The following is a 22636-nucleotide window of genomic DNA, read 5'->3' on the forward strand; positions in this document are numbered from 1 at the left end:
GTGCGTTCGACCCTGCGGGCCGTCGTGAGCTTGTCGCGCAGTTCCTCGCGCCCCTCAAGGGGCGCTGAGCGCGCCCGCGCGGCGGAGCCGCAAATTGATACAGCCCCGCGCCCCTACGGGGCGCGGCCCCTCGTCGTGTCCTTACGCCGCCGGGGCCGCGTTGCCGTTTGTGTCTTCGTCGTCTGGGAGTTTGCAGACTCGTTCCAGGAAGAAGGCTGCGGCTATTACTGCGATTCCTGCCAGGACTGAGAAGCCGGCGTAGATCGCTTGGTCGCGGCGGGAGGGGATTTCCAGGGACTCCAGGAGGAAGGCGCCTGTTCCGCCGTACATGCCGGCTACCAGGGCGGCTACCAGGGCGCTGGCTTGGCCGAAAACCACTGCTCGGGCCGCTACCAGGGGGTCGACGCCTGTGGCGCCTGGGCGGCGTTCGCGTTGGGCCTTGAGGCGGGCTCTCAGGGAGAGTGCAGTGGCCAGAAGGACCACGGCGATCAGGGCCAGGACGATGGGGGCGGCGAGGGGGACCCGGGGGAGCGTGCCCACCGCGTTCCACAGGCGGGCGCCCGCCCAGGACAGCACGCCGGCGACCACGAACACGCCGACCAGCGTCCTGATGCGCAGCTCTTTCACGATGCCCCTTCGTCGCAGCCGGAAATGGCCCGGTAGATGATCCGGTAGACCTTAACGACTAGTCGGGCAGCTGTAGTTCCAGGTCGGCGCGGGGCGCGACACCTTCGCGGGGGACGGAGGCCAGCAGCCCGGCCACCGGGCCTACACCCGGGAGCTGGGCGTCCGGCTCCACGTCGAGCCAGGGGGCGAGGACGAAGGCCCGCTCGTGCGCGCGCGGGTGCGGGAGGGTGAGCTCCGGGTCGTCGGAGACCATGTCGGCGTACGCGACGATGTCCACGTCGATCGTGCGGGGGCCCCAGCGCTCGTCCCGTACGCGATGGAAGGCCTCCTCGACCGCGTGCGCCCGCTCCAGCAGGGAGGACGGGGGGAGCGTGGTGCGCAGGACGACGACCGCGTTGAAGTACGTCGGCTGGCTGTCCGGCTGCACGCCCCAGGGCTCCGTCTCGTACACCGGAGAGACCGCCTTGACGCGTACGCCGGGAGTGTCCTCCAGAGCGTCGACGGCACCCTGGAGCGTCTCCAGGCGGTTGCCGAGGTTCGAGCCGAGGGAGAGCACGGCCCGTTTGGGGTTGTGCAGGGTGGTGTCGGCGGCGTCCACTCGTTCCACGACGGAGGCGGGCACCGGCTGTACGGTCGGGTCGCTCTGACCCTCGGTCAACGAGGCAGTCATACTCGGCTCCGGGTGATGGTGACGGTCACGTCGTCGAAGGGGACGGTGATCGGTGCGTCCGGTTTGTGGACGCAGACCTCGACCTCCTGGACCCCGTCGTGTTTCAGACACGCCTGGGCGATGCGCTCGGCGAGCGTCTCGATGAGATCCACGGGCTCGCCCTCGACGACGGCCACGACCTCCTCGGCCACTATGCCGTAGTGCACGGTCTTCGCCAGGTCGTCGTCGGCAGCGGCCGGCCGGGTGTCCAGGCCCAGCGAAAGGTCCACGATGAAGGTCTGGCCCTCCTCGCGTTCCCTGGGGAAGACACCGTGGTGCCCGCGGGCCTTCAGGCCGCGCAGCGCGACACGATCCACGCGAATCACTCCTGCAGTCGTCGGTAACGGCGGTCACCGCCTTATCGGTCAGCACACCAGCCACAGTCGAATCTACCTGCGAGCACTGACAACGCTCCGTCACCGGGGCCCGGGCCCGGGCGCAGGCCAGGAGGTTTCATCGGCTGTTCGTCTGGAGGGACCCGGCGGCTCACGGGCTGGTCCCCGCCCATACCCGGGGCCACGCGATCCCAACCACTACTTGGCCCCTACCCACTCAGGAGGGAGAGTCGTCGCTCTCTTCCTCGCCGGATTCGGCCAACACGGGGGAGGCGTGGTGCGACCACAGTTTCCAGCCCTCGGATGTGCGGCGGAACACATTCGTGGCGACGACGAGCTGACCCACCAGCGGACCCAGTTCGTCGCTGTCCTCCGGGGCCGGGCCGCCACTGAGGATGTTCTCGGTGCACGTCACCAGGGCGGTGTCGGAGATGACGGACACATGCACGTCCGTCAGGAAGAACTGGATGTACTCGGTGTTCGCCATGATCAGCGCGTACGAGCGGAGCACCTCGCCGCGGCCGGTCAGTACGGGCCAGCCGGGGTGGACGCAGGAGACCTCGGCGCCCCGGTCCGTGGCTTCGGTGGTTTCGGCATCCTCCAGGTCTTCGGGATCCGCGGTGTGTTCGGCTCCGTCGATGTCCATGGGGGCGAGCCAGAGCGTCGACAGCTCTTCGAAGTCGCCTCGTTCCATCGCCTCGTAGAAGGCGGTGTTGACGCGGGCGACCTCTTCGACGTCGGTGCGGGGTGCGCTCACCGGGCTCCTTCTGCCGCCCGGGCGCCTTCCACGGCCCTGGCCACCCGGACCGCGTCGGCGGTGGCCCGCACCTCGTGGACGCGGACCGCCCACGCCCCCTGGTGGGCGGCGAGCGCGGAGACGGCGGCGGTGGCGGCGTCGCGTTCCCTGGCGGGCGGCGGGGCGCCCTGGGGCCCGGCCAGTACGCGGCCGAGGAACCGCTTCCGGGAAGCGGCCACCAGTACGGGGTGGCCGAGGTCGAGGAGGCGGTCGAGGTGGGCGAGGAGCGTCAGGTCGTGCTCGGCCTCCTTGGAGAAGCCGAGGCCCGGGTCGACGACGATGCGGTCCGCGGCGATGCCTCCCTCGAGAACGGCCGCCACGCGCGCGTGCAGCTCGTCGACGACTTCGGAGACGACGTCCTCGTACCGTCCCTGGACGTTTCCGCCCTCGAGGAAGCCGCGCCAGTGCATGACCACGAAGGGGGCGCCGGAGTCCGCGACGACCGGGATCATCGTGGGGTCGGCGAGGCCGCCGCTGACGTCGTTGACGAGGGCGGCGCCGGCAGCGAGCGCGCGCTCGGCTACCGAGGCGCGCATGGTGTCGACGGAGACGGTGACGCCTTCGGAGGCGAGACCGCGTACGACCGGGATGACGCGTTTGAGTTCCTCGGCCTCGTCGACGCGGGTGGCGCCGGGGCGGGTGGACTCGCCGCCCACGTCGACCAGGTCCGCGCCCTCCGTGACCAGGTCGAGGCCGTGCTTGACGGCTGCCGTCGTGTCGAACCACCGGCCGCCGTCCGAGAAGGAGTCGGGCGTGACGTTCACGACCCCCATGACGGCGCACCGGTCCCATACCGGGAGCCCTGCCACTTGGCCTCGCCCGCTGTTCTTGGTCATACGCCCAGCGTAGGCCTCTGGCGTCGGACCGGTTCGTCCACGGGGGCCGAGAGGCGCCGGCGGCGACCCCCTCGTGTGGTGGCCGGAGCGTTTGCATACGCGGGCGTCTGTCGGGCCTCTGTGCGGTGTCGCTGTCACTGGAGTGACTGTTTCGCGTGACCTCTGAGTGTTGAGGTGGTGTCAATCCCCGGAAGTGGCTGGGTTTTTACGGGGCGGGGCTCCAAGATTCGCCTACGCGCGGTAAGTTTCTGGCCATGCCACGTGGACGTCACCGTCATTCCCCACCACTGCACCGGCTGCTGCCCCCCTCGGCGATCGCAGGCGTCTCGCTCCTCTGTGCCGCCGGGCCCTGGTTGTTCTCGGACGCGTGGGTGCTTCGCGGACTGGCCGCGGGCGCCGCGGCGACGGCTGTCGTGGGCGCGGTCGTCATGCGCCACTGGGACGTGTCCGCGGGCAAACGCGTCGCGGACCTCACGCGCGCGCGTGCGAGCGACGAGTGGCGCCACGAAGAGCGGGTCGCCGAGCTCGAGACCGACCTCGACGAGTCGCGCGAGCTGCGCACCAAGCTGGAGCACCGGCTCCGCGAGAAGCGGGCGGAGCTCCAGGGGCTGCGCAACGAACACGCCGCCCTGCTGCGGCGGTACGCCACCGCGGAGACCGAGCGGGCCAGCGTCCTGGAGAGCCGCCGACGCCTCGCCATAGAGTCCACGACTCCGGCTCGTGCCCTGCCCGCGGCGGCTTCGGCGGACCCGGTGGCCGAGGCCACCGAGAAGCCCGCTCCCGCCGCCCGCGCCGCGGCTTCGGTGCTCTACGCGAAGGCCAACGCGGCGCTGGACCGGCTGGCAGAGGCGGCCACCACACACGTGGACGTGGCCGAGGGCGAGCCTTGGACGGACGGGGCGCCGAAGGACGAGGCGGCGAAGGACGGTTCGGCGGAGGGCAGTTCGCCGGAGGACGCAGCGGCGACGGACGCATCCGCTACGGAGGCATCCGCGAAGGACGAGGCGACGAAGGACGATTCGGCGGAGGATGGTTCGGCGGAGGGCAGTTCGCCGGAGGACGCAGCGGCGACGGGCACATCCGCTACGGAGGCGTCCGCAAAGGAAGCGTCAGCACAGGGCGCTTCCGCAACGGGTGTCGCCGCCACGGACGTATCGGCACAGGACGTTTCCGCTACGGACGCTCCCGAACCGGACGCTTCCGAAGACGCGAACGCTTCGTCCGCGTTGGACAGCCCCACGGACGGCGCCCCGGCGGCAGACACACCCGACGGCAGCGAGTCCCCGAACAGCGGTTCCCCTGAAGGCGGTTCGGCCTCCGACGAGCCCGAGCCCGGCAAGTCCCCGAAGGCCGCACCCGCGAAGGCCGCAGCCAAGAGTGCCCCCGTGAAGCCCGGTGCGCCGAAGAGCGCACCTCCGGCGGGCGGCCCGGGCAAGGGCGGGCCCCCGCCCGGTGGTTCGCCGAAGGGCGGCTCCCGCAAGAAGGCCCCCGCGACGGGCGAGGCCGGGAAGGAGGGCGAGGCGACGCAGGGGAAGCCCCAGGCGGTCGGCAGCCATGAGCGCACGGCCGCCGCGCACGCACCGACGCCCGCCGAGTCCCCGGCCCGCGTAGCCGCACCGACGCCCGCCGAAACCCCAGCCGGCGCAGCCGCACCGGCGCCCGCCGCGTCCTCCACCACCGCAGCCGATCTGAGGCCCGCCCACCAGGCCGGGCTTCCCTCTGGGCACTTCACCGTGCCCAAGGCCGTGGCGGTCGTTCCTGCCTCTCCCGTACGGCGGCCCTCCGTAGAGGGCGGTTTCGACTTCTTCGGTACGCAGCAGGAGGCGTCCCGGGCCGCCCTGGAATCCGTACAGAACGAGGACCTCGCCGACGTGGTCGGCCAGGAGGCGCTCGCTCTCCACAAGGCCGAGTCCGAGGCGCAGTTCAAGCCCGCGGACGAGGAGTCCCGCGGAGTCGGCCAGCAGGTCATCGATCTGACCGCGCACGACGAGACCGAGCAGATCGACGTGGCGGAACTGCGGAGCGCGGTTTCCTGAGCGTCAGCGGCAATAAGTGCGGCAATAGGTCATGAGGGCAGTGGCAGCGAAAGGCGCCACTGCCCTCACCTGTCTGCTGCGCCCTCTGCCGTCCACAGCTCAAGCCCCGGCCATCCACCGATCCGGCCGGGCCTCCCGCCGCCCCGTCCGCGACCGGTCCGCCTGCCCGTACAGCAGCTCCGCCGCCTCCGAGGCGTCCCGCAGCCGGGCCGTCACCGTCTTGTTGGCGCCCGTCTCGATGTGCACATGGGCCAGCCCTTTGGCGCGCATCCACGGCCCTTGCTCCATGCGTACGCTCTGGACCTTGCCGTGCGGTACGAGCGCGAGGCTGCGGCGCAGCAGCCCGTGCCGGGACGCGAAGACGGTGTCGGTGACGGCAAGTCCGTAACCCCGCCACCAGAGCGGCATGCACCAGCGAGCCCGGCGCGGCGGTCGCGACAGCGCACCCGGCACCGTCACGCCCGGCAGCACCCGCGCGATCACCGACTCGGCGACCTCGCGCGGAGCGACCGGCACGAGCACGGAGTTGGACGAGCCCGCCACATCCAGCTCGACCCGGACCCAGTCCCGTCGCCGCCACAGCAGCGGTTCGACGATGCGGACGGTCTGTACGCGCCCGGGCGGCACCGTCTCATGCGTACGGTCGAGCAGTCCGTGGTCGAGACGGAGCCCGTCCGGGGAATCGCCCACGGTCCAGTCGTACTCGCCGACGAAGCGCCCTACGCTGCTCGCGCCCGCCGCGCCGAGCAGCGGCAGCGCGACCGCGAGGACCGTCCACAGGCTGCCCGAGAGCCACCACACCAGCGGTGGTACGACGAGCGCGGCGACCAGCGATCCCCAGGTGGCGCCCGACAGCACCAGGGACACGGCGAGGACCCGGGCCGGTACGTGCAGCAACTGCCGGGCCGGCGCCTCGCCCACCTCGTGTGCCGTCTCGGGGGCGAAACCGGCGGCGCGGGCGAGGAGTTCGGCCCGTAGAACACGGGCTTCGTCCTCGCCCAGGAAGGCGAGTTCGTCCTTCTTGTCGGTCCCTATCACGTCGAGTTTGAGTTTGGAGACGCCCGCGAGGCGGGCCAGCAGCGGCTGGGTGACGTCGACGGCCTGGAGCCGGTCGAGCCGGATGTGTGCCGAGCGCCGGAACAACAGGCCCGTACGGATGCGCAGTTCGGTGTCGGTCACCGCGAAGTGGGTGAACCACCAGGTCAGAAAGCCGTACAGGGCGGCGGCCGGAATGACGATGGCGATCGCGATCAGCAGGGTGCCGGTCGTCAGGTGGGCCAGCTGCCGCTGCGTCTGGTCGGGGTCGTGCACCGCCCAGCCGGCGATCACGGCGATCGGCGCCCAGGCGCGGCGCAGCGGCGTCACGGGATGCAGCCGCCGCTCCGTAACGGGCTTCTCCTGGCGCACGTCGTGCTCGACGTCGCCGATGTCTGATGTCGTCACAGCCCCGCCGATCTGGCCTCGCCCAGCTCCGTGAGCCGGTCCCGCAGCCGTTCCGCCTCGGCCGGGTCGAGGCCCGGAATGCGTGCGTCGGTCGCCGCTGCGGCCGTGTGCAGTTGCACGCTCGCCAGCCCGAAGTGCCGCTCTACGGGACCCGAGGTCACCTCGACCAGCTGCATGCGCCCGTACGGCACGACCGTCTCCTCACGCCACAGCACACCCCGGCTGATCAGCAGGTCGTCCGCGCGCTCCGCGTACCGCCAGGACCGCCAGTTGCGGCCCAGCATCGCCCAGCCCCACAGCAGCAGCGCCAGCGGCAGCAGCGCGAAGGTCGCCCAGCCGGGGCCGACGAGCAGGCCGAGCGGCAGCCCCGTACCGAGCGTCAGCGGCACCAGCCAGACCACGAGCAGCAGTCGGCGCATCCGCAGCAGCCCCGGCGGCAGGCCGGTCCACACGGGCTCGGGCTCGGACTCGGTGCTCCTGGTGGTGCCCATGTTTCCCCTGCTCCCCGTCTCCATTCCGCAAGCGTACGTACGAGACACTGTTCCCATGACTCCCACGAAGGAGACCACGGTCGGCATCGGCGGCGCCGCGGAGAGCACCGACATGGTGCTCAACATCGGCCCCCAGCACCCGTCCACGCACGGTGTACTGCGCCTCAGGCTCGTGCTGGACGGCGAGCGGATCCAGCATGCGGAGCCGGTCATCGGCTATATGCACCGCGGCGCGGAGAAGCTCTTCGAGGCGCGCGACTACCGCCAGATCATCGTGCTCGCCAACCGCCACGACTGGCTCTCCGCCTTCTCGAACGAGCTGGGTGTCGTCCTCGCCGTGGAACGCATGCTCGGCATGGAGGTCCCGGCCCGCGCGGTGTGGATGCGCACGCTCCTCGCGGAGCTGAACCGCGTCCTGAACCATCTGATGTTCCTCGGTTCGTACCCGCTTGAGCTGGGCGGAATCACCCCGGTCTTCTACGCCTTCAGGGAGCGCGAGGAACTCCAGGCCGTCATGGAGGAGATCTCCGGCGGACGCATGCACTACATGTTCAACCGCGTAGGCGGCCTCAAGGAGGACCTCCCCGCTGGATGGACCGCACGCGCGCGTGCCGCCGTCGCGGACGTCCGCTCGCGCATGGACGTGTACGACAACCTGGTGGTGGGCAACGAGATCTTCCGCGGGCGCACGCGCGACGTGGGCCGGATGTCCCCGGAGACGGTGCACGCCTACGGAGTGAGCGGTCCCCTCGCCCGCGCCTCCGGCGTCGACTTCGATCTGCGCCGCGACGAGCCGTATCTGGCGTACAGGGAGCTGGGCGAAGTCCTGAAGGTCGTCACGCGGCAGGAGGGCGACTGTCTGGCCCGCTTCGAGGTCCTCCTGGAGCAGACCCACAACTCCCTGGACCTCGCCGACGCCTGCCTGGACCGGCTCGCCGAGCTGCCGCCCGGTCCGGTCAACCAGCGGCTCCCGAAGGTTCTCAAGGCCCCGGAGGGCCACACATACGCCTGGACCGAGAACCCGCTCGGCATCAACGGCTACTACCTCGTCAGCAAGGGCGACAAGACCCCGTACCGGCTGAAGCTGCGCTCGGCCTCGTACAACAACATCCAGGCCTTGGTGGAGCTGCTGCCGGGGACACTGGTCGCGGACATGGTGGCGATCCTGGGATCACTGTTCTTCGTGGTCGGGGACATCGACAAGTAGGGCTTCTCCGGCTCCCCGGTCTGTCCGTGCTCTCCGTAGAGGGCTGTTTTCGCCGGGCAGCGGCTCGGGCAGCGGATCGGACATCGGCTCGGGCAGCGGGTTCGGAATTCCAACTGGCTGTACGAGCCAGCCGAAGTCGCCGAGTCCGCCGGGAGCCGTCAGCTCGGCGGCCTCACCGGCGCCGGCGAGGGCCCGTATGTACGCCGTCGGGTCGGTGGAGGCCAGCGACAGCGGCGGGCGGCCGCCGCTCACGCCCAGGGCGTGCAGGGCGTCCCGCTGGGTCAGGAGGCGCGCTCCGGGCAGCGCGCACGCGTCCAGCGCCACATGCGCCGTGATGTCGCAGGACCCGTCCGGTACGGGCGCCGTCTCGCGGCCCTCGCGGAAGCCGGTGAGCGTTCCGAAGGGCGGGCGCGCGTCCGCTCGGTGGGAGTAGTCGACGGCCACGGCGAGACCCCGGTCGAGGGTGGCCACGGCGGATGCCCAGGCGGCGTCCCTGGGGAGGCCGATTTCGGCACGCAGCCCTTCGGGATGCTGATGTGCTTCGTTTGCTTCGGGGCGCTGATTTTCAGGGAGCGGCCACCACCGCGCCAGCCACTCCGCGTCCGCTCCGGAGACCGGCTCCCCGAGGGATTCGGTGCCGTCCTCCCGTACGAGGACCAGCCGTGGCACTCCGTCCGCGTCCACCTCGGCCACGTCCAGGGGCACGTTGTCCAGCCACTCGTTCGCGAACAGCAGTCCGGAGAAGCCCGCCGGAGGCTGTGCGCACCACTCGATCCGGTGGTTGAGGCCGGCGGGCCGGTCGGCGCGTTCGACGGCGTACCCGCGCGCGCGGGAGGCCACTTCGGAGGGAAGGGCCTCCAGGACGCCGGTGACCAGCTCGCCGCGGCCCGCGCCCATGTCGACGAAGGCGAGCTCGGCGGGCCGGCCGAGCGCCTCGTCGACCCGGCACAGGAGCCGGGCCACAGCGCCCGCGAACAGCGACGACGCGTGCACGGAGGTGCGGAAATGCCCCGCGGGCCCCTCAGGCCGCCGATAGAACCCTGAAGGCCCGTACAGCGCCTCCTCGGCAGCCTGCCGCCACCTGCGCCGGCCCTCCGCCGCCTCGTGTGCGTCTTGTCTCACGGCTTGTCTCACGACGCCAGGCTAAGCGGGCTTTGGGCGCCGGGAATTAGCAGGTCTCCACCTTGGGGAGTACGTACGGTGGTCGCGGATCGACCCTCCGGTTGACCCCTGCACACTGCACCCTTCCCTACGCTGGGTTACGTGCAGCGCCTCTATGACTTCCTCCGCAGGCACCCGATGTGGGTCGACAGCTTCTGGGCCGTCCTCCTGCTCGGGATTTCTGTGCTGGGCGGATCGGTGACGGAGGAGGCCCGAGGGGCCGAACTTCCGGCCGTCACGTTTCCGATCATGATCCTCCTGAGCCTGGTGGTCGCGCTGCGCCGCCGAATGCCGGAGAAGATGCTGATCCTGGCGCTGCTGCTCGGCCTGGTGCAGCTGATCGCGGACACAGGGACGCTGCCCGCCAACTTCGCCTTCCTGGTGATCATTTACACGGTCGCGGCGGACGGCGCCCGCTGGGCCTCCCGGATCGCGCTGACCTCCGGCCTGTGCGCCGCTCCCGTCGCACAAATGCGCTGGCCGGCCGATCAGGGCGTCGGGAGCAGCATCGCCATAGTGATCTTCCAAACCGTTCCGTTCGCGCTCGCCTGGGTGCTCGGCGACTCGGTCCGCACCCGCCGCGCCTACCTCTCGCAGCTGGAGGAGCGCGCCGACCGGCTGGAGAGGGAGCGCGAGGCCCAGTCCAAGGTCGCGGTCGCCGCGGAGCGGGCCCGGATCGCCCGCGAGCTGCACGACGTGGTCGCGCACAACGTGTCGGTGATGGTGGTGCAGGCCGACGGGGCCGCGTACGTCCTGGACACCGCCCCCGACCAGGCCAAGAAGGCCCTGGAGACCATCTCGGGAACGGGCCGTCAGGCCCTCGCCGAAATGCGCCGCCTGCTCGGCGTGCTGCGCACCGGCGAGCACCAGGAGAGCGGCGAATACGTCCCCCAGCCCGACGTCGACCAGCTCGACGACCTCATCGAGGAGGTCCGTACGGCCGGTCTCCCCGTCGACTACAAGATCGAGGGCACCCCGCGGCCGCTGCCGAGCGGCGTCGAGCTCACCGCGTACCGCATCGTCCAGGAGGCGCTCACCAACACGCGCAAGCACGGGGGGTCCAACGTCGGCGCGAGCGTGCGCCTGGTCTACTTCGACGACGGCCTCGGGCTGCTCGTCGAGGACGACGGGAAGGGCGCCCCGCACGAGTTGTACGAGGACGGTGGCATCGACGGCAGGGGACACGGCCTGATCGGCATGCGGGAGCGCGTCGGTATGGTCGGCGGCACCCTGGACGCGGGGCCGCGCCCGGGCGGCGGCTTCCGGATCAGTGCCCTGCTCCCGCTCAAGCCCGCCAATTGACACGTGCACGCCCCACTGACCGCACCGCGAACCGACCGCCCACGCACCGCCCGCACCCGCACCGCCCGTCCATGAACCGACCGGAGGACCCAGGAATGCCGATCCGCGTGATGCTCGTCGACGACCAGGTGCTGCTGCGCACCGGGTTCCGGATGGTGCTCGCCGCCCAGCCGGACATGGAGGTCGTCGCGGAGGCGGGCGACGGTGTCGAGGCCCTCCAGGTGCTGCGTTCGACCACCGTCGACGTCGTCCTGATGGACGTACGCATGCCGAAGCTGGACGGCGTGGAGACGACCCGCCGTATCTGCTTGGAGCCGGACCCGCCGAAGGTGCTGATCTTGACCACCTTCGACCTCGACGAGTACGCCTTCTCCGGGCTGAAGGCGGGCGCCTCCGGCTTCATGCTCAAGGATGTGCCGCCCGGCGAACTCCTCGCCGCGATCCGCGCCGTCCACAGCGGCGACGCGGTGGTCGCGCCCTCCACGACCCGCCGCCTCCTGGACCGGTTCGCGCCGATGCTGCCGAGCGGCGGCAAGGAGCCCCAGCACAAGGAGCTGGAGCGGCTGACCGACCGGGAGCGCGAGGTGATGATCCTGGTCGCGCAGGGCCTGTCGAACGGCGAGATCGCCGCCCGCCTCGTCCTCTCGGAGGCGACGGTCAAGACGCACGTGGGGCGCATCCTCACCAAGCTGGGGCTGCGGGACCGGGTGCAGGTCGTGGTCCTGGCGTACGAGACGGGTCTTGTACGGGCCGGGGGACAGGGCTGAGCGGGCCCTGGCGGGCGTTCTGCGTGAACGTGACCGAGGCGTGACCGTCAGCCACTAAGGTCTCCGCATGCTCCTGTGGATCAACGGCCCCTTCGGGGGCGGCAAGACACAGACCGCACACGAGATCCAGCGCCGTCTGCCCGGCAGCGTCATCTGCGACCCGGAGCACGCCGGCTTCGGGCTCCGCCGCATGCTGCCGCCCGAACTGCGCGGAAACTTCCAGGACTTGGTGTCCTGGCGCCAGGGCGTCGTCGAGGTGCTCGACCTCGCCCTCGCCAAGCACGATGGCGTGGTGATCGCCCCCATGACCGTCACGGACTTCGGCTACTTCGACGAGACCGTCGGGCGGCTGCGCGAAAAGGGCCACGACGTACGGCACTTCTCGCTCCTCGCCCAGCGCGAGACCGTCCTGAAGCGGCTGCGCGAGCGCGGCTTCGGCCACCTCCTCCAGTACGTCGCCGGCAAGGGTGCCCCCTTGCGCAGGGAGAGTTGGGCGGTGGAGCAGCTCGACCACTGCCTGGAGCGGCTGCGCGAGCCGGAGTTCGCCGAGCACCTGTGGACGGACGACACGACAGTCCCCAAGACCGCCGACCGGATCGCCGTACTGGCCGGGCTGACGCTCACGCCGAACAAGGAGGGGGCGTTGCGGACGCGGCTGCGGCAGATACGGGTCGGGGTCAAGCACATCCGGTTCGACTGAAGGGCCCCGCTCCGGTGAAGTACGCGCTCCGGCTGTTCAGGCTCCCGAGCGGGGCAGCCGCGCCACGAAGTCGGCTACGGCCTTCCTGACGTCCTCCGCGGTCCACTCCAGGCCCGCCTCGGCCACCGCCACCTCCGTGACCGACAGCCCCGGCACCCTGTCCGGGAACCAACGACGGAACAGTGCCGTCTTGGTCTCCTCGACCTGCCGTACGACCGCCTCGTTGAGCTTCTCGTGGTCGTACGCCAGCCACACCCGGAACTCATGCGTGTGCGGCTCCTCGGGGTGGACGCGACTCCAGGGGACGCCCGCCGCCCTGAAGCCCTCGCGCAGCGCCGCGGCGACCACGCGCGCGTGGGCCACGTATTCCGGCAGCCGGGGCAGCTCCTTCTCCAGGCCGATCAGCGCCGACAGGGCCGTCGGGAACTGCTGGAAGACTTGGCCGCCGTACCGGTGCCGCCAGGCCTTCGCCTCGTCGACGAGGGTCCGCGGGCCCGCGAGCGCCGCGCCGCCCAGCCCTCCCAGGGACTTGTAGAACGACACGTACACGCTGTCCGCGAGGCCTGCGATCTCCTCCAGGGGGCGCCCGAAATGCGGGGTGCACTCCCACAGACGTGCCCCATCGAAGTGGACCACCGCGTCGCGCTCCCGCGCCGCGTCCACCAGCTCGGAGAGCCCCTCCCAGGAGGGCAGCATGAAACCGGCGTCCCGGAGAGGCAGTTCGAGCATCAGGGCCCCGAAGGGCTCCTCGAAGTCCCGTATCTCCTCGGCGGTGGGCAGCCGGGGCTCGTACGTCAGATGGACGGTCCGCAGACCGCTCACCGCGGAGAAGGCGTCGCGTTCGTGCACCTCGGGGTGGGCGAGCGGATGCAGGGCCACTACGGGGTTGCCGGTACGGCCCGCCCAGCAGCGCAACGCGACCTGCTGGGCCATGGTGCCGGTGGGGAAGAAGGCGGCGGCCTCCTTGCCGAGGAGGCCCGCGACCCGCTCCTCCAGGGTCTCGACGATCCCGTCGCCGAACACGTCCACCGGCTGGTCCAGGTCGTACACCCCTGGCGCCGCCTCCATCAGCCGTGCCAGCCGCTCGCCGACCGTGGCGTGGAAACCGGGCCGCCACAGTGTTCGTTCGGCCCCTCGGACGGCAGCCCACCGCTGCGCCTGCTGCTGCTCGGCCGACTGCTCCGGGCCCTCTTGCGCCGACTCTGCCTCGCGCTGCTCCGCCGTATCGCTCATCCCTGGATCATGCAGCTCGGCGGCGGCCGGGCACGCGAAATTCCCACAACTTCCCACAGCCTGTGGACAACAAAACGGGCCCGGAACGGATCGCGTTAACATGACGAGAAATCGTCCGGTACCCCGAGCGGACTGGAACGGAAGGCCGCCGTCGAGTGAGTACAGTCCCACAACCAGACCCCAAGGACCGCCCCGCGCGGCTCACCGTCGGCGTCGTCGGTGCCGGCCGCGTGGGGCCCGCTCTTGCCGCGTCGTTGCAGCTCGCCGGGCATCGGCCGGTGGCCGTCTCCGGGGTCTCGGACGCCTCCGTACGGCGTGCGGCCCAGCTCCTGCCCGACGTACCGCTGGTGACGCCCGCGCAGGTCATGGAGCGGGCCGAGCTCGTGCTCCTGACGGTCCCGGACGACGCCCTGCCGGGGCTGGTCGAGGGGCTCGCCGAGACGGGTGCCGTACGGCCGGGGCAGCTGCTCGTGCACACTTCCGGGCGGTACGGCGCGAAGGTGCTGGACCCCGCGCTGCGGGCCGGTGCGCTGCCGTTGGCGTTGCATCCCGCGATGACGTTCACCGGCACTCCTGTGGACGTACAGCGGCTTGCCGGGTGCTCTTTCGGGGTCACCGCGCCCGAGGAGCTGCGGCTGGCCGCTGAGGCGCTGGTCATCGAGATGGGCGGCGAGCCCGAGTGGATCGCCGAGGCCGCCCGGCCGCTGTACCACGCGGCCCTCGCGCTCGGCGCCAACCACCTGGTGACCCTGGTCGCCGAGTCCATGGAGCTGCTGCGTACGGCGGGCGTGGAGGCCCCCGACCGGATGCTGGGTCCGCTGCTCGGCGCGGCCCTGGACAATGCCCTCAGGTCCGGCGACGCGGCCCTCACAGGACCCGTCGCGCGCGGTGACGCGGGTACGGTCGCCGCGCACATCGCGGAGTTGCGCAAGCACGCGCCGGGAGCCGTGGCCGGCTATCTGGCGATGGCCCGCGCGACCGCCGACCGCGCCCTCGCCCACGGATTGCTGAAGCCGGAGCTCGCAGAGGACCTTCTCGGGGTACTGGCAGACGGGACCGACGGCACCGAGGGAGACGCCCGATGACCAACGCCCTGCTGCGCACCGCCGACGGGCTCCACGCGCGCGTGCGCACCGGACGCCGTGCCGTCGTGATGACCATGGGCGCCCTGCACGAGGGCCACGCGACCCTGATCCGCACCGCCCGCGGGATCGCGGGCGGCGACGGAGAGGTCGTCGTCACGGTCTTCGTGAACCCCCTCCAGTTCGGCGCGGGCGAGGACCTCGACCGTTACCCGCGCACCTTGGACGCCGACGTGAAGATCGCCGAACAGGCGGGCGCGGACGTCGTGTTCGCCCCCTCCGTGGACGAGGTCTACCCGGGCGGCGAGCCCCAGGTCCGTATCAGCGCGGGCCCCATGGGCGAGCGCCTGGAGGGTGCCGCACGGCCCGGCCACTTCGACGGCATGCTCACCGTCGTCGCCAAGCTGCTGCACCTGACCCGCCCCGATGTGGCGCTGTACGGGCAGAAGGACGCCCAGCAGCTCGCCCTGATCCGCCGCATGGTGCGCGATCTGAACTTCGGGGTGGAGATCGTCGGCGTACCGACGGTGCGCGAGGAGGACGGCCTCGCCCTGTCCAGCCGTAACCGCTACCTCTCGGCCGCCGAGCGCCGCACCGCGCTCGCCCTCTCCCAGGCCCTGTTCGCGGGCAGCGACCGGCACGCCGCACAGGAGGCCCTACGCGCGCGTGCCCGCGAAGTGCCCACCACGCACGCGCGTGCCGAGGCCCTCAGCGCGCTGGGCGAGTCCCGCGCCGCGGCCGACGCGCACGCCGTCGCCAAAGCGGTGCCGGGCGGCCCCGCCGCGGTCCGCGCCGCCGCCCGCCTCGTCCTCGACGACGCCGCCCGTATGCACCCCCCGCTCGCCCTGGACTACTTGGCGCTGGTCGATCCGTCCGACTTCACCGAGATCCCGGACGACTACACCGGCGAGGCGATCCTCGCCGTCGCCGCCCGGGTCGGGACGACCCGGCTGATCGACAACATTCCGCTGACCTTCGGAGCCGCCTCGTGACCAGCACAGGCATACGCCCGCCCGTCTCCCACCACCACCCTCAAACGAGAGCGCTCCGCGCTCACCCCCGTTTGAACGCCCCCGCCCCTGGCTGGTTCATCGCCGCCGACGTCGTGGTCGTCGGCTCCGGAGTCGCCGGACTCACCGCGGCCCTGCGCTGCGACGCCGCCGGGCTGCGGACCGTCGTCGTCACCAAGGCCATGCTCGACGACGGCTCCACGCGCTGGGCGCAGGGCGGCATCGCGGCGGCCCTCGGCGAGGGCGACACCCCCGAGCAGCACCTGGACGACACGCTGGTGGCGGGCGCGGGCCTGTGTGACGAGCAGGCGGTACGCCTTCTCGTCACCGAGGGCCCCGACGCCGTACGTCGCCTTATCGCGACCGGCGCCCACTTCGACGAGTCCGAGCAGGGCGACCTGGAGCTCACCCGCGAGGGCGGCCACCACCGCCGCCGTATCGCGCACGCGGGCGGCGACGCGACGGGCGCCGAGATCTCCCGGGCCCTTGTCGAGGCGGTACGCGCGCGTGGGCTGCGTACGATCGAGAACGCCCTGGTCCTGGACGTGCTGACGGACGCCGACGGCCGCACCGCGGGCGTCACGCTGCATGTCATGGGAGAGGGCCAGCACGACGGCGTGGGAGCCGTTCATGCACCCGCCGTGGTCCTCGCCACCGGCGGCATGGGCCAGGTCTTCTCGGCGACCACCAACCCGTCCGTGTCCACCGGGGACGGCGTCGCGCTCGCCCTGCGCGCCGGGGCCGAGGTCAGCGACCTGGAGTTCGTGCAGTTCCACCCGACCGTGCTGTTCCTCGGCCCGGACGCCGAGGGTCAGCAGCCGCTGGTCTCCGAGGCGGTACGGGGCGAGGGCGCCCACCTCGTCGACGCGGACGGCGTGCGCTTCATGGTCGGCCAGCACGAGTTGGCCGAACTCGCTCCCCGGGACATCGTCGCCAAGGGCATCATGCGGCGCATGCAGGAGCAGGGCGCCGAGCACATGTACCTGGACGCCCGGCACTTCGGCGCCGACATGTGGGAGCACCGATTCCCCACGATCCTCGCCGCCTGCCGCGCCCACGGCATCGACCCGGTCACCGAGCCCGTCCCGGTCGCCCCGGCCGCCCACTACGCCTCCGGAGGCGTCCGCACGGACTCCCAGGGCCGTACGACGGTCCCCGGGCTGTACGCGTGCGGGGAGGTGGCCTGCACGGGGGTGCACGGCGCCAACCGGCTCGCCTCCAACTCCCTCCTGGAGGGCCTCGTCTACGCCGAGCGCATCGCGGCCGACATCGCCACGCGCCGCGAGGAAAACCGCCTCTACGCGCGCGTGCCCGCGCCGGTTGCCTACCCGGAGCAGCCCGTCCACCCGCTCCTCGACCCCGAGGCGCGGTTCGCGATCCAACGGGTCATGAGCGACGGTGCCGGCGTCCTGCGGTCCGCCGAGTCCCTGGAGCGGGCGGCCGACCGCCTCGAGCAACTGCACTCCGACGCCCGCGACGCACTCGCCGAGAACGGCAAGACCGCCGAGCCCGGCGTCGACACCTGGGAGTCCACCAACCTCCTGTGCGTGGCCCGCGTCCTGGTCGCCGCCGCCCGCCTGCGCGAGGAGACCCGAGGCTGCCACTGGCGCGAGGACCACGCCGACCGCGACGACAACAAGTGGTCCCGCCACATCGTCGTACGGCTGAATCCGGACCGAACCCTCGCCGTACACACCACCGACACAGCAGACTTCCCCCCGACACGGCAGCCCCGGCCGACCCGCACTCCCCAGGAGCAGTGACAGCAGTGAGCAGCACCCCCGACCTTCCCCTCCTCTCCAGCGGTGGCTGTGGCGACGGCTGCGGCTGTGGTGCCGCAGGTGCCGAAGACGAGTACGACACCGATCCCATGGAGTGCGGCCTAGACCCGGCCCTCGCGGCCCTCCTCGCCGACGCCGGGCTCGACCCCGTCGAGGTGGAGGACATCGCGCACCTGGCCATCGACGAGGATCTCGACCACGGCGTGGACGTCACCACGGTCGCGACCATCCCCGAAGAGGCCGTCTCCACCGCCGACTTCACCGCCCGTGAGGCGGGCGTCGTGGCGGGCTTGAGGATCGCCGAGGCGGTCGTCTCGGTGGTCTGCACGGACGAGTTCGAGGTCGAGCGCCACGTCGACGACGGCGACCGCGTGGCGGCAGGGCAGAAGCTCCTGAGCATCACCAGCCGAACCCGCGACCTCCTGACGGCCGAACGCAGCGCCCTGAACCTCCTGTGCCGCCTCTCCGGCATCGCGACCGCCACGCGCGCGTGGGCGGACGTTCTGGAGGGCACGAAGGCGCGCGTGCGCGACACCCGCAAGACGACGCCCGGACTGCGCTCCCTGGAGAAGTTCGCGGTGCGCTGCGGCGGCGGCGTCAACCACCGCATGTCCCTCTCGGACGCGGCCCTGGTCAAGGACAACCACGTGGTCGCCGCGGGCGGCGTCGCCCAGGCCTTCAAGGCCGTACGGGAGACCTTCCCGGACGTACCGATCGAGGTCGAGGTCGACACTCTGGACCAGCTCCGCGAGGTCGTGGACGCGGGCGCCGATCTGATCCTCCTGGACAACTTCACGCCCGGAGAGTGCGAGGAAGCCGTCGCCCTGGTCGACGGCCGCGCGTACCTGGAGGCCTCGGGCCGCCTCACCCTGGACAACGCGGCGGCGTACGCGCGCACCGGCGTCGACTACCTCGCCGTGGGCGCCCTCACCCACTCCTCGCCGATCCTCGACATCGGCCTCGACCTGCGAGCGGCGGAGTAGGTACGGGTCATGCTGCTGACCATCGACGTGGGCAACACCCACACCGTCCTCGGCCTCTTCGACGGCGACGACATCGTCGAGCACTGGCGCATCTCGACGGACGCACGCCGCACGGCCGACGAGCTGGCCGTGCTCTTGCAGGGCCTCATGGGCATGCACCCGCTCCTCGGCGACGAACTGGGCGACGGCATCGACGGCATCGCGATCTGCGCCACCGTCCCCTCCGTCCTGCACGAGCTCCGCGAAGTCACCCGCCGCTACTACGGCGACGTCCCCGCCATCCTCGTCGAGCCCGGCGTCAAGACCGGCGTGCCGATCCTGATGGACAATCCCAAGGAGGTCGGCGCGGACCGCATCATCAACGCGGTCGCCGCCGTCGAGCTCTATGGCGGCCCCGCGATCGTCGTCGACTTCGGCACGGCGACGACGTTCGACGCGGTCAGTGCGCGCGGGGAGTACGTCGGCGGGGTCATCGCCCCCGGCATCGAGATCTCGGTCGAGGCGCTCGGCGTACGCGGCGCCCAGCTCCGCAAGATCGAGGTGGCCCGGCCGCGCAGCGTGATCGGCAAGAACACCGTAGAGGCCATGCAGTCGGGCATCATCTACGGTTTCGCCGGCCAGGTCGACGGCGTCGTGAACCGGGTCGCCCGCGAGCTGGCCACCGACCCGGACGACGTCACGGTCATCGCAACGGGCGGACTCGCGCCGATGGTCCTGGGTGAGTCATCGGTAATCGACGAGCACGAGCCGTGGCTGACATTGATCGGGCTGAGACTGGTTTACGAGCGGAACGTCTCGCGTTCTTGAGTTGTCGGCTGCGGCGCCGTCGTGACCGGTCGCGCAGTTCCCCGCGCCCCTAAAGGGCGCGTCCCTGGAGCCGCCAGCTACCAGTGCCCGCAGCTTCCCACCGGCGGGAGGGGACGTGGGCCGGTGCGTCGTATGCCCGTCGCTCAGGTTCGGTCTCAGGTCACCCGCACTGTGTACCGACACCGGGCCGTATGCCCCGCCTGCGACGGGCTGACGCACCGGCCCGCGGCGCCGTGCCCACCACTCACCCAGGGGCGCGGGGCTGTGTCGATTTGCGGCTCCGCCGCGCGGGCGCGACCAGCCACAACGGGCCCGCAGTCGCCACTGAACCGAACCCACCCGCCCGGTGGGCGTCCTGCCGAACCGCCGGAGGCATTCCGCGAAGGTTGTCTGATTAGTGCGTATCGTCGGCCTCATGGCTACCCCTTACGCCCGCACGCACGCGCGTGCCGCCGCCGAGGACCCCGAAAAGAAGCCGGCGAAGAAGCCCGCCACTCAGCCGGCGCCGGCGCCGAAGCCGAAAACCGAGCCGCAACGCACCCCCAAGCCGGCCCAGCCGCACCGCCCCATCCCCACCCCGGGCGAGGTCTTCCCGCCCAGACGCAAGCCGCCCACCCCACCCGGCAAGCCCCCGCAGCAGCTCGCCCCCACCCCCTGGCTACTCTGAAAGGCATGGACTACGTCTCCGCGCTCGTACCCCCGGTAGTGATGGCTGTGTTCTTCACCGCTCTGATCGTGACGATCGTGAAGACCCAGGGCGGCGCCAACAAGGCCAAGGAGGACGCGGTCGTCGACGCCGCCCTCGCGCGTGCCGAGAACACTCGCCAGGCCTCCGGCGACCGTGATCGAAACGCCGACGCCTGAACTCGTACGCCCCTTTTGTTGACAACTATCCATCAAAGCCATGTTTGTAATGCTTTGAGTGGAATGTCCCACTAGGGTCAGAGCTGTGCCTCGCCCCTTGGGAGAACTCGAAGACGCGGTCATGTCGCGGGTGTGGAAGTGGAACCGCCCGGTGACCGTTCGAGAAGTCCTGGAAGATCTTCAGCAGGAACGGTCCATCGCCTACACCACGGTGATGACCGTTTTGGACAATCTCCATCAGAAGGGCTGGGTGCGCCGCGAAGCGGAAGGCCGGGCCTATCGATATGAGGCGGTCTCCACCCGCGCCGCCTACGCGGCCGCGCTGATGAACGAGGCCTGGTCGCGGAGCGACAACCCGGCCGCCGCTCTCGTCGCCTTCTTCGGCATGATGTCGCCGGAACAGCGCGCTGCACTGCGTGACGCCCTCCGCATCGTGGAAGGCCCGGAATCGACGAGCGGCGAAACGACGGCCGGCGAAAGCGAGAACCCCGCCGCCCCCGAGGGCGACACCGGGCGATAACGTCCGGTCATGCCAGCAGAGCAGTCCGAAGTCGCCACCCGTAATGCCGTCACTGTCCGCCGGGCCAGGACCAGCGATGTCCCCGCGGTACGCCGACTCCTTGACGCCTACGTCCGCGGCGGCATCCTGCTCGACAAAGCCACGGTGACGCTTTACGAGGACATCCAGGAGTTCTGGGTCGCGGAACGGGATGCCGGTGCAAGTGCCGAGGTGGTCGGCTGCGGTGCACTGCACGTGATGTGGGAAGACCTCGCGGAAGTTCGTACTCTCGCAGTGGATCCCGCGCTCAAGGGTGCCGGCGTCGGACATCAGTTGCTGGGGAAGTTGGTGGAGACCGCCCGCTGGCTCGGCGTTCGCCGGGTATTCTGCCTGACCTTCGAAGTCGACTTCTTCGCGAAGCACGGCTTCGTGGAGATCGGTGAGACTCCCGTTGACCCCGAGGTCTACGCCGAGCTACTGCGTTCCTATGACGAGGGCGTCGCGGAGTTCCTGGGTCTCGAACGAGTGAAACCGAACACCTTGGGCAACAGCCGGATGCTTCTGCATCTGTGATCGTCCACTTCGAATACGCCCGGCACCCCTTGCCCGGGGGCTCTATGTCCGAAACGCGTACGTTTTCGGTCTTCTCAGGTCGGGTCGGTCTCTCCCGGTCTCTCCCAGGGGTTTGTGTTTTTCCAGCAAAAGCGGTTTGCTTTCGGACGTACTGCAGTAGTGCATATAACAGGGGGCATGAATCAGCGGCATCCGCCGCGGACCCTCGGCCCTGAAGTTATCGATGAAAGGAAATCCGGTGGCACAGAAGGTTCAGGTCCTTCTTGTCGATGACCTCGACGGCGGCGAGGCGGACGAGACCGTGACGTTCGCGCTGGACGGCAAGACGTACGAGATCGATCTCACCACCGCCAATGCGGACAAGCTCCGCGGCCTTCTCGACCCGTACGTGAAGAGCGGTCGTCGTACCGGAGGCCGTGCTTCCGGGGGGCGTGGCAAGGCGCGCGCCGCTTCCGGTGGGAGTCAGGACACCGCGCAGATCCGTGCTTGGGCGAAGGAGAACGGTTACGAGGTCAATGACCGTGGCCGTGTTCCGGCGTCCATTCGCGAGGCTTACGAGAAGGCCAACGCCTGAGTTCGGGCTTGGCGAAGGCGGATCCGGTGGCACTGCGTTGCCATCGTGTCCACGAGACGTACGAGATCGGGGGCGCCCCCACCGCCCCCGCCGAGCGCCGACAGTGTCGGCAACGCAGGCTCCACCTCGCAGTCCGGCTCTGGGGGCCGCAGCCAGACGGCGGCCCCCTGCGAGCCGTCCACCGTGCTGCCTCGCATGCTCCCTGTATGCCGCGGCAGCGGCGCCTCGATGCGCCCGCCCGCGCCGATCGCCCTGAGGTCCAGCGCGAGAGACCCCCACTCCAGCCAGTCGAGCAGCCCCGGCAGCTCGTCCGCGCTTCCCGCGGTCACCAGAAGCAGCATCCGGTCCGCCCGCACGGCCACCGGAGAGCCGGGGCCCAGATGCCGCAGCGCCGCGTGACCCGCCTCCGCGGGCACCTCCAGGACATCGAAGCGCAGGCCCGTCAGCAGCTCGACGGGAGGTCCGGGCACTGTCGCCCAGCCCAGTTCGTTCTCGTACCAACGGCGCACCTGGTCGTCGGTGTCCAGAGGGCGGCGAGGGAGAGGAACGGCGACAAATGGGTGTGGCGCGGTGGGGGTGCCCCCGGACGGAGTCTGAGGGAGCCTCGATGAGGGGCGGTGGTCGGGAGACGGGTGGGCCATACCAGGAGCAACCGTCAAAACAGGCTTCAAGTTACGTTGGGTGTTCGGATGTGTACGTCGAGTGCTGGAAACGGGGGCGTGTGGAAGCGCTCGGCGGCGCAAGGATGTTCGCCCATAGCGGAGGGAATGGGTGCGCGCGGCATGGACTGTCAGTGCGTACGGGTAAGACATCCCTAGTG

Annotated in this window: 25 protein-coding genes; 15 read left to right on the forward strand and 10 right to left on the reverse strand. The window is 70.8% G+C overall.

Going from position 1 to position 22636, the window contains the following annotated elements; genetic code table 11:
• Nucleotides 1-141 precede the first annotated feature (141 nt).
• The 5 genes from OHT21_RS26390 to folP form a co-directional block, all read right to left on the reverse strand.
• Nucleotides 142-627, reverse strand: a complete 486-nt coding sequence (locus OHT21_RS26390; protein WP_328770796.1) for a DUF3180 domain-containing protein — start codon at nucleotides 625-627, stop codon at nucleotides 142-144.
• Between the two features lie 58 nt (nucleotides 628-685).
• On the reverse strand, nucleotides 686-1297 hold the full coding sequence (gene folK / locus OHT21_RS26395; protein ID WP_328770797.1) for a 2-amino-4-hydroxy-6-hydroxymethyldihydropteridine diphosphokinase: 612 nt from the start codon (nucleotides 1295-1297) through the stop codon (nucleotides 686-688).
• Nucleotides 1294-1653, reverse strand: coding sequence for a dihydroneopterin aldolase (gene folB, locus OHT21_RS26400; RefSeq protein WP_328770798.1), 360 nt, complete (start codon nucleotides 1651-1653; stop codon nucleotides 1294-1296). The genes folK and folB overlap by 4 nt, the downstream gene beginning before the upstream one ends.
• A gap of 235 nt (nucleotides 1654-1888) precedes the next feature.
• Nucleotides 1889-2428, reverse strand: a complete 540-nt coding sequence (locus OHT21_RS26405) for a nuclear transport factor 2 family protein (protein ID WP_328770799.1) — start codon at nucleotides 2426-2428, stop codon at nucleotides 1889-1891.
• Nucleotides 2425-3303, reverse strand: a complete 879-nt coding sequence (gene folP, locus OHT21_RS26410) for a dihydropteroate synthase (protein ID WP_328770800.1) — start codon at nucleotides 3301-3303, stop codon at nucleotides 2425-2427. The genes OHT21_RS26405 and folP overlap by 4 nt, the downstream gene beginning before the upstream one ends.
• A 254-nt stretch (nucleotides 3304-3557) precedes the next feature.
• On the opposite strand from folP, the gene OHT21_RS26415 reads away from it, so the two are divergent.
• Nucleotides 3558-5339 carry a hypothetical protein gene (locus OHT21_RS26415; RefSeq protein ID WP_328770801.1) on the forward strand — a complete coding sequence of 594 codons (1782 nt, stop codon included), beginning with the start codon at nucleotides 3558-3560 and terminating at the stop codon, nucleotides 5337-5339.
• A 99-nt stretch (nucleotides 5340-5438) separates the two neighbouring features.
• Here OHT21_RS26415 and OHT21_RS26420 read toward each other — a convergent pair whose 3' ends face one another.
• Together OHT21_RS26420 and OHT21_RS26425 are read right to left on the reverse strand one after the other, a co-directional pair.
• The gene (locus tag OHT21_RS26420; protein ID WP_328770802.1) at nucleotides 5439-6782 is read right to left on the reverse strand and encodes a PH domain-containing protein; all 1344 of its coding nucleotides are present in this window, start codon (nucleotides 6780-6782) and stop codon (nucleotides 5439-5441) included.
• Nucleotides 6779-7297 (reverse strand): PH domain-containing protein, encoded by a 519-nt coding sequence (locus tag OHT21_RS26425; RefSeq protein ID WP_328770803.1) that lies wholly within the window; start codon nucleotides 7295-7297, stop codon nucleotides 6779-6781. The genes OHT21_RS26420 and OHT21_RS26425 overlap by 4 nt, the downstream gene beginning before the upstream one ends.
• Nucleotides 7298-7328: 31 nt before the next feature.
• On the opposite strand from OHT21_RS26425, the gene OHT21_RS26430 reads away from it, so the two are divergent.
• A complete protein-coding gene (locus OHT21_RS26430; RefSeq protein WP_328770804.1) occupies nucleotides 7329-8480 on the forward strand; it encodes an NADH-quinone oxidoreductase subunit D in 1152 nt (383 codons plus the stop codon).
• On the opposite strand, the gene OHT21_RS26435 is transcribed toward OHT21_RS26430, so the two are convergent.
• Complete coding sequence (locus OHT21_RS26435; protein WP_328770805.1) at nucleotides 8445-9614, reverse strand: SAM-dependent methyltransferase; 1170 nt, start codon at nucleotides 9612-9614, stop codon at nucleotides 8445-8447. The genes OHT21_RS26430 and OHT21_RS26435 overlap by 36 nt on opposite strands.
• Nucleotides 9615-9743: 129 nt before the next feature.
• Here OHT21_RS26435 and OHT21_RS26440 point away from each other — a divergent pair, with 129 nt between their 5' ends.
• From OHT21_RS26440 to OHT21_RS26450, 3 genes are all read left to right on the forward strand, one after another.
• A complete protein-coding gene (locus OHT21_RS26440) occupies nucleotides 9744-10943 on the forward strand; it encodes a sensor histidine kinase (protein WP_328770806.1) in 1200 nt (399 codons plus the stop codon).
• Between the two features lie 95 nt (nucleotides 10944-11038).
• Nucleotides 11039-11710 carry a response regulator transcription factor gene (locus OHT21_RS26445; RefSeq protein WP_328770807.1) on the forward strand — a complete coding sequence of 224 codons (672 nt, stop codon included), beginning with the start codon at nucleotides 11039-11041 and terminating at the stop codon, nucleotides 11708-11710.
• Nucleotides 11711-11777: 67 nt separating this feature from the next.
• A complete protein-coding gene (locus OHT21_RS26450; RefSeq protein ID WP_328770808.1) occupies nucleotides 11778-12410 on the forward strand; it encodes an AAA family ATPase in 633 nt (210 codons plus the stop codon).
• 36 nt (nucleotides 12411-12446) lie between these two features.
• On the opposite strand, the gene OHT21_RS26455 is transcribed toward OHT21_RS26450, so the two are convergent.
• Nucleotides 12447-13643 (reverse strand): threonine aldolase family protein, encoded by a 1197-nt coding sequence (locus OHT21_RS26455; RefSeq protein ID WP_328770809.1) that lies wholly within the window; start codon nucleotides 13641-13643, stop codon nucleotides 12447-12449.
• A 155-nt stretch (nucleotides 13644-13798) separates the two neighbouring features.
• Between OHT21_RS26455 and OHT21_RS26460 the strand changes: the two genes are divergently transcribed.
• The 10 genes from OHT21_RS26460 (at nucleotide 13799) to OHT21_RS26505 (ending at nucleotide 21816) form a co-directional block, all read left to right on the forward strand.
• Nucleotides 13799-14728: a Rossmann-like and DUF2520 domain-containing protein gene (locus OHT21_RS26460; RefSeq protein WP_328770810.1), complete on the forward strand. Its 930-nt coding sequence runs from the start codon at nucleotides 13799-13801 to the stop codon at nucleotides 14726-14728.
• On the forward strand, nucleotides 14725-15717 hold the full coding sequence (panC, locus tag OHT21_RS26465; protein WP_328770811.1) for a pantoate--beta-alanine ligase: 993 nt from the start codon (nucleotides 14725-14727) through the stop codon (nucleotides 15715-15717). The genes OHT21_RS26460 and panC overlap by 4 nt, the downstream gene beginning before the upstream one ends.
• Before the next feature lie 11 nt (nucleotides 15718-15728).
• Nucleotides 15729-17498, forward strand: coding sequence for an L-aspartate oxidase (locus tag OHT21_RS26470; protein WP_443050665.1), 1770 nt, complete (start codon nucleotides 15729-15731; stop codon nucleotides 17496-17498).
• Complete coding sequence (nadC, locus tag OHT21_RS26475; protein ID WP_328770813.1) at nucleotides 17495-18499, forward strand: carboxylating nicotinate-nucleotide diphosphorylase; 1005 nt, start codon at nucleotides 17495-17497, stop codon at nucleotides 18497-18499. Before OHT21_RS26470 ends, nadC begins: the two co-directional genes overlap by 4 nt.
• 9 nt (nucleotides 18500-18508) lie before the next feature.
• A complete protein-coding gene (locus OHT21_RS26480; protein WP_328770814.1) occupies nucleotides 18509-19306 on the forward strand; it encodes a type III pantothenate kinase in 798 nt (265 codons plus the stop codon).
• A gap of 415 nt (nucleotides 19307-19721) precedes the next feature.
• A complete protein-coding gene (locus OHT21_RS26485; protein ID WP_328770815.1) occupies nucleotides 19722-19973 on the forward strand; it encodes a hypothetical protein in 252 nt (83 codons plus the stop codon).
• 5 nt (nucleotides 19974-19978) lie between these two features.
• Nucleotides 19979-20170: a hypothetical protein gene (locus OHT21_RS26490; RefSeq protein ID WP_328770816.1), complete on the forward strand. Its 192-nt coding sequence runs from the start codon at nucleotides 19979-19981 to the stop codon at nucleotides 20168-20170.
• A 121-nt stretch (nucleotides 20171-20291) separates the two neighbouring features.
• Nucleotides 20292-20690 (forward strand): BlaI/MecI/CopY family transcriptional regulator, encoded by a 399-nt coding sequence (locus OHT21_RS26495; protein ID WP_443050434.1) that lies wholly within the window; start codon nucleotides 20292-20294, stop codon nucleotides 20688-20690.
• Nucleotides 20691-20699: 9 nt separating this feature from the next.
• Entirely contained in the window at nucleotides 20700-21242 is a 543-nt protein-coding gene (locus OHT21_RS26500) for an amino-acid N-acetyltransferase (RefSeq protein ID WP_328770818.1), read from the forward strand.
• A gap of 238 nt (nucleotides 21243-21480) precedes the next feature.
• Nucleotides 21481-21816, forward strand: a complete 336-nt coding sequence (locus OHT21_RS26505) for a histone-like nucleoid-structuring protein Lsr2 (protein ID WP_328770819.1) — start codon at nucleotides 21481-21483, stop codon at nucleotides 21814-21816.
• Here the strand turns inward: OHT21_RS26505 and OHT21_RS26510 are convergent.
• On the reverse strand, nucleotides 21795-22457 hold the full coding sequence (locus OHT21_RS26510; protein ID WP_443050435.1) for an SCO3374 family protein: 663 nt from the start codon (nucleotides 22455-22457) through the stop codon (nucleotides 21795-21797). The two genes, OHT21_RS26505 and OHT21_RS26510, sit on opposite strands and share 22 nt — an antisense overlap.
• Nucleotides 22458-22636: the final 179 nt, after the last annotated feature.

The organism is Streptomyces sp. NBC_00286 (assembly GCF_036173125.1).
Classification (GTDB): Bacteria; Actinomycetota; Actinomycetes; order Streptomycetales; family Streptomycetaceae; genus Streptomyces.

What these genes read in the sequence shown, in the direction of transcription:
- OHT21_RS26485 (WP_328770815.1), top strand. Translation starts at nt 19,722, where the DNA reads ATGGCTACCCCTTACGCCCGCACGCACGCGCGTGCCGCCGCCGAGGAC.
- OHT21_RS26425 (WP_328770803.1), bottom strand. Translation starts at nt 7,297, where the DNA reads ATGGAGACGGGGAGCAGGGGAAACATGGGCACCACCAGGAGCACCGAG.
- OHT21_RS26450 (WP_328770808.1), top strand. Translation starts at nt 11,778, where the DNA reads ATGCTCCTGTGGATCAACGGCCCCTTCGGGGGCGGCAAGACACAGACC.
- OHT21_RS26445 (WP_328770807.1), top strand. Translation starts at nt 11,039, where the DNA reads ATGCCGATCCGCGTGATGCTCGTCGACGACCAGGTGCTGCTGCGCACC.
- OHT21_RS26455 (WP_328770809.1), bottom strand. Translation starts at nt 13,643, where the DNA reads ATGAGCGATACGGCGGAGCAGCGCGAGGCAGAGTCGGCGCAAGAGGGC.
- OHT21_RS26430 (WP_328770804.1), top strand. Translation starts at nt 7,329, where the DNA reads ATGACTCCCACGAAGGAGACCACGGTCGGCATCGGCGGCGCCGCGGAG.
- OHT21_RS26415 (WP_328770801.1), top strand. Translation starts at nt 3,558, where the DNA reads ATGCCACGTGGACGTCACCGTCATTCCCCACCACTGCACCGGCTGCTG.
- OHT21_RS26500 (WP_328770818.1), top strand. Translation starts at nt 20,700, where the DNA reads ATGCCAGCAGAGCAGTCCGAAGTCGCCACCCGTAATGCCGTCACTGTC.
- folK (WP_328770797.1), bottom strand. Translation starts at nt 1,297, where the DNA reads ATGACTGCCTCGTTGACCGAGGGTCAGAGCGACCCGACCGTACAGCCG.
- OHT21_RS26490 (WP_328770816.1), top strand. Translation starts at nt 19,979, where the DNA reads ATGGACTACGTCTCCGCGCTCGTACCCCCGGTAGTGATGGCTGTGTTC.
- folP (WP_328770800.1), bottom strand. Translation starts at nt 3,303, where the DNA reads ATGACCAAGAACAGCGGGCGAGGCCAAGTGGCAGGGCTCCCGGTATGG.
- panC (WP_328770811.1), top strand. Translation starts at nt 14,725, where the DNA reads ATGACCAACGCCCTGCTGCGCACCGCCGACGGGCTCCACGCGCGCGTG.
- OHT21_RS26510 (WP_443050435.1), bottom strand. Translation starts at nt 22,457, where the DNA reads ATGGCCCACCCGTCTCCCGACCACCGCCCCTCATCGAGGCTCCCTCAG.
- OHT21_RS26495 (WP_443050434.1), top strand. Translation starts at nt 20,292, where the DNA reads ATGTCGCGGGTGTGGAAGTGGAACCGCCCGGTGACCGTTCGAGAAGTC.
- OHT21_RS26480 (WP_328770814.1), top strand. Translation starts at nt 18,509, where the DNA reads ATGCTGCTGACCATCGACGTGGGCAACACCCACACCGTCCTCGGCCTC.